This window comes from Pedobacter sp. 01N416 (assembly GCF_056399685.1).
In genome coordinates this window covers 1-5,195 of the sequence record NZ_JBFTRT010000360.1, presented here as the reverse complement: position 1 = coordinate 5,195, position 5,195 = coordinate 1, and the positions used below count along the sequence as shown (strand labels likewise).

6 protein-coding genes are annotated in these 5,195 nt (G+C 39.8%); all 6 read left to right on the top strand.

The genetic code is table 11. The features are described 5' to 3' along the window. On the top strand, positions 1–1,075 hold a 1,075-nt coding region (locus tag AC1DND_RS18710), incomplete at its 5' end, for an anthranilate synthase component I family protein (RefSeq protein WP_477583917.1). 52 nt (positions 1,076–1,127) lie between these two features. Further along, complete coding sequence (locus AC1DND_RS18705; RefSeq protein ID WP_029274530.1) at positions 1,128–1,718, top strand: anthranilate synthase component II; 591 nt, start codon at positions 1,128–1,130, stop codon at positions 1,716–1,718. Between the two features lie 117 nt (positions 1,719–1,835). Beyond that, complete coding sequence (gene trpC / locus AC1DND_RS18700; RefSeq protein ID WP_477583915.1) at positions 1,836–2,618, top strand: indole-3-glycerol phosphate synthase TrpC; 783 nt, start codon at positions 1,836–1,838, stop codon at positions 2,616–2,618. Between the two features lie 187 nt (positions 2,619–2,805). Continuing rightward, complete coding sequence (hflX, locus tag AC1DND_RS18695; protein WP_057931523.1) at positions 2,806–3,996, top strand: GTPase HflX; 1,191 nt, start codon at positions 2,806–2,808, stop codon at positions 3,994–3,996. Between the two features lie 90 nt (positions 3,997–4,086). Further along, the gene (gene rbfA, locus AC1DND_RS18690; protein ID WP_029274533.1) at positions 4,087–4,464 is read left to right on the top strand and encodes a 30S ribosome-binding factor RbfA; all 378 of its coding nucleotides are present in this window, start codon (positions 4,087–4,089) and stop codon (positions 4,462–4,464) included. Between the two features lie 5 nt (positions 4,465–4,469). Further along, entirely contained in the window at positions 4,470–5,099 is a 630-nt protein-coding gene (gene trhA / locus AC1DND_RS18685) for a PAQR family membrane homeostasis protein TrhA (protein ID WP_477583914.1), read from the top strand. Positions 5,100–5,195: the final 96 nt, after the last annotated feature.

The following is a 5,195-nucleotide window of genomic DNA, read 5'->3' as shown; positions in this document are numbered from 1 at the left end:
GTTTGGCTATTTTACCTGGAATGCAGTACAACATTTTGAAGATATAAAGTTTACTTCTGAAACACCAGAGGGTGAAGAAATTCCTGAAATGCAGTATCACCTGTACCGTTATATCATTGCCATCGATCACTTTAAAAATGAAATCACCCTTTTCAAAAATACTTTCGAAGGAGAAGAAGAGGGGGGGCTTGAAAAAATGGAGTACCTGATCCAGAATAAAAATTACCCTGAATATAAGTTTCAACTTCGCGGTGAGGAAAGTTCAAACCTAACCGATCAGGGATTTATGGATCTGGTAGAGAAACTACAAAAGCATATTTACCGCGGTGATGTTTTCCAGATTGTGCCTTCAAGAGCATTTAAACAAGCATTTTCTGGTGATGAATTTAATGTATACCGTTGCCTGCGTTCGATAAACCCATCTCCTTACCTGTTTTATTTTGATTATGGGAATTTTAAATTGTTCGGTTCTTCGCCAGAGGCACAGATTACCATCAAAAACAATTCGGCCAATATTTTTCCAATCGCAGGGACTTTTAAACGCAGCGGAAACGACATCGAAGATGCTGAACAGGCCCGTAAATTAGAACAAGACCCGAAAGAAAGTGCAGAACATGTAATGCTGGTTGATTTGGCCAGAAACGATTTAAGCAGGCACTGTAACCGCGTGGAGGTAAAATCTTTTAAAGAAGTGCAATATTATTCGCACCTGATCCACCTGGTAAGTAAAGTGAGTGGTCATTTGCAGGAAAATGTAAGTGCTTTTAAAGTCGTTGCCGATACCTATCCGGCAGGTACCTTAAGTGGTGCGCCAAAATATAAAGCCATGCAGTTGATTGACGAAAACGAAAAGCTGGGCAGGAATTTTTATGCTGGTGCAATTGGTTTTATGGGCTTTAATGAAGATTTTAACCATGCCATCATGATCAGGACGTTTATGAGCAAGAATAATGAACTGCATTACCGTGCGGGTGCAGGTATCGTGGCCGATTCTGTTCCCGAAACTGAAATGCAGGAGGTGAACAATAAAATTGCAGCTTTGCGTAAAGCGGTGCAAATGGCAGAGGGAATATAGTTGGGAGTGAGGAGTTTTTAGTTTGGAGTAAAATCCGTTAACAGGAAATAAAATGGAAAATATAGATAAAAAAACCGTCTTAGTAATTGATAACTATGATAGTTTTACCTACAATCTTGTGCATTTAATTAACGAAGTTGGTTATGAAGCAGAGGTTTGGAGAAATGATAAGTTCGATCTGGCCGATGTAGATAAGTATGATAAAATATTACTTTCACCTGGGCCTGGCATTCCGGAAGAAGCTGGTTTGTTATTGGATGTAATTAAAACTTATGCGCCAACGAAGAGTATCTTTGGCGTATGTTTGGGCCAGCAAGCCATAGCCGAAGTTTTTGGTGGCACTTTACTGAACCTGGGCAGACCAATGCACGGAATTGCTACACCGGTAACTGTTGTGGATGGCGATGAGCCTTTGTTCTGGGAATGCCCGCAAACCATAAATGTTGGCCGTTACCATAGCTGGGTGGTGAGTAAAGAGAACTTCCCTTCGTGTTTAAAAATTACAGCAAGAGATCATAAGAATGAAATTATGGCGTTAAGGCATGAAACTTTAGATGTACGCGGGGTACAGTTTCACCCAGAAAGTGTGCTAACGGAGTATGGGAAACAGATGATGGAAAACTGGTTAACCTCAACCCCCTAGTGCTTTATTCATCCGGTTGTCATCCTGAACTTGATTCAGGATCTTACTGGGATTAGTTAACTTTTAGATGCTGAAACAAATCCGATAGCTATTGGATCTGCATGACGGATAAGTGAAATGAACATATTAGATAAAATAGTATTACGTAAAAAAGAAGAAGTTGCTGCGGCAAAAGCTTTGGTTTCTGTACAGGGATTAGAAAATTCGGTGCATTTTAACCGAACACCTTATTCTTTTAAGGAGTTTCTATTGGCCGAAGACCGTACCGGCATTATTGCTGAGTTTAAGCGTCGTTCGCCATCAAAAGGTTTAATTAATGGCATTGCCGATGTTGCAGAGGTAACGCAGGCTTATAATGCCGCGGGTGCATCTGCGCTTTCGGTATTAACGGATGTAGATTTCTTTGGTGGTAAAACCGACGATATTCTGACAGCAAGAGCGGCAAACCATATTCCGATCTTAAGGAAGGATTTTATGATCGATGAGTATCAGATCCTGGAAGCGAAAGCCTGGGGTGCTGATATTATTCTATTGATCGCCTCAATATTAACCCCTCAACAGATTAACGATTTCGGAAAGTTTGCAAAAGACCTAGGTTTAAATGTGCTGTTAGAAGTGCACAACCTGGAAGAGTTGGAACGGAGCATCTGCCCGAATCTGGATGCTATTGGGGTAAACAATAGAAATCTGGGCGATTTTACGGTAGATATCCAGACTTCGTTCGATTTAGTAAATAAAATCCCGAATGAATTTTTAAAGATTTCGGAAAGTGCGATCAGTAATCCACAAACTATCCGTGAATTAAAAACCGCAGGTTTTAACGGATTTTTAATTGGCGAGAATTTTATGAAGACTGATAATCCAGGTGTTGCGATAAAAGAATTTGTAGCGCAGATATAGATCGGGTTTTATAGAAAAATCGTCATTTCGACCGCAGTGTTCCAAAGGAACTCCCTTGGAGTAGAAATCTTTAGATGGACTTGTTGTTAAAAGATTTCTCGGCTACGCTTTGCTGCGCTCGAAATGATGGAATAACGAAGCTTAATGGATTTACACGTTGGCAAATTCGTATATTTGCCTCAATTACATGGGAAAACAAAAAACATATGATACTGCCGTAGTGCAGGAAAGGGCAATTTTAGTTGGAGTGGTTACACCTGGCGAAAAAGAAGCCCAAACAAAAGAATATTTAGATGAGCTGGCTTTTTTGGTAGATACAGCTGGGGGAAAGGTAGAGAAGGTTTTTACACAGAAGATGCTTAAACCAGAGCGTGCTACATTTGTGGGTACGGGAAAACTGGAAGAGATAAAGGCGTATGTGAAGTCCGAAGAAATTGATGTGGTGGTTTTCGACGATGAATTATCGCCGTCGCAACTACGTAACATCGATCGCGAACTTGGAGTTAAGGTTTTAGATCGAAGCAATCTGATCCTGGATATTTTTGCCAACAGGGCCCAAACTGCACAAGCAAAAACACAGGTAGAACTGGCGCAATTACAATATGTTTTGCCACGCCTAACCGGTATGTGGACGCACTTAGAGCGCCAGAAAGGTGGTATCGGGATGCGTGGTCCGGGTGAAACGCAGATTGAGAGTGATAGACGTATTATTTTAAATAAAATCTCTTTGTTAAAAGAGCGTTTAAGAAACATAGACAGGCAAAACGAAACGCAGCGTAAAAACCGCGGTCAGTTAATTCGGGTAGCTTTGGTTGGCTATACCAATGTTGGTAAATCGACCATCATGAATATGCTGTCGAAATCGGAAGTATTTGCAGAAAATAAATTGTTTGCAACTTTAGATACGACTGTACGTAAGGTTGTGATCGAGAATTTACCTTTTTTACTTTCTGATACCGTTGGATTTATCCGCAAGCTGCCTCACCATTTGGTAGAATGTTTTAAATCTACTTTAGATGAAGTACGTGAAGCCGATTTGTTGATCCACGTGGTTGATGTTTCCCATCCTAACTTTGAAGATCAGATTAATACGGTTAACGAAACGTTGAAAGATATTGGTGCGATTGATAAGGATATGATTTTAGTTTTTAATAAGATTGATGCTTATGTTTCACCTGAAGTTGACGATGAAGAGGATGATGGTAAGCTGACTTTAGAAGACTTTAAGAAAAGCTGGATGAGTCACGATAAAGTACCTGTATTGTTTATATCGGCCACAGAAAAAGAAAACTTAGAAGAGTTTAAAACATTATTGTACGATAAGGTTAAAGCTGCGCACGTGGCAAGATACCCGTATGATAGTAATTTGTTATATTAGATTAAATTCCGTCATTGCGGTGCGAAAATAAACCTTGTAGGTTTTTAAAACCGATAAGGTTTCATCATAAAGGCGATAGATAAATACATTATGGAAAGTAAACGTCAGCAGAAATTTGCAGGAGTATTACAAGAGGAGTTAGCACAGGTTTTTCAGCGTGAAGGTGCTGCATTTTTGCCTAATACATTGGTAACGATTACCCGTGTTCGGGTTTCGCCAGATTTGGCAGTGGCTAAAGTTTACCTGAGTTTTTTTAATACCAATAACACCACGCTTTCTATCAATACAGTTAACGCACATTCGGGCGAAATCAGGTATAAACTGGGAAGCAGAATCCGCCATCAGGTTAGGGTGGTGCCAGAGCTTACTTTCTTTGTAGATGATACGAACGAGTATGTAGAGCGTATGGATCATCTTTTCGATAAAATTGCAAAAGAACCCAGACAGAAGGACGAAGACAGCGAATAATCTTTGTGAGGAAGCTAAGGGAACCCGTTAATTTCTTCACTCATTTTATACCGGCATTAATTGCAGTTCCGGCTGGCTATATATTGCTCCAAAAATGCAATACACCTATTGAATATACTGCTGCCTGGATTTATAGCATTGGCACTTTTATTCTTTTTGGTGTAAGTGCCATGTATCATGGTTATCCGGCTACCGATTATGGTGTACGTTTTTGGCAAAAATTCGATCATTGCTGCATTTACCTGATGATAGCAGGTTCTTACACGCCAACTGCTTTGCTGGTCTTTGATGACTGGTTACGTTGGAGTTTGTTCGCCATCGTATGGATTATCGCTATTATAGGTTGCCTGCTTAAAATCTTTAACCAATTAAAAAGCACGGCTATCTCATTGTCTATTTATATTTTAATGGGCTGCTTAATTGTGCCTTTGTTACAGAAAATGCTAGGTACGTTACCTATTGGTGCAATTTTCTGGTTGCTGTTTGGTGGCATTTTTTACATTGCCGGAACTTATTATTACGCAAAGGATAAACAGCTCTTCAGGTGGATGCACAGTCACGAACTTTGGCACCTGTTTGTAATTGGAGGGGCCTTATCTCACTATATTTATAACTTCATTTATATTTTTAAGTAGATTATAAATGCAAACTTTTGAGCAGGTTATTCAAGCAAATGCGTCATTGATCTATAAGGTGGTTGATTTTGATGTAGAACGGGATCAGCTTTTATC

Bases quoted from the DNA above. Each gene is read 5' to 3' on its own strand.
- AC1DND_RS18705 (WP_029274530.1), top strand. From the start codon at position 1,128: ATGGAAAATATAGATAAAAAAACCGTCTTAGTAATTGATAACTATGAT.
- trpC (WP_477583915.1), top strand. From the start codon at position 1,836: ATGAACATATTAGATAAAATAGTATTACGTAAAAAAGAAGAAGTTGCT.
- hflX (WP_057931523.1), top strand. From the start codon at position 2,806: ATGGGAAAACAAAAAACATATGATACTGCCGTAGTGCAGGAAAGGGCA.
- rbfA (WP_029274533.1), top strand. From the start codon at position 4,087: ATGGAAAGTAAACGTCAGCAGAAATTTGCAGGAGTATTACAAGAGGAG.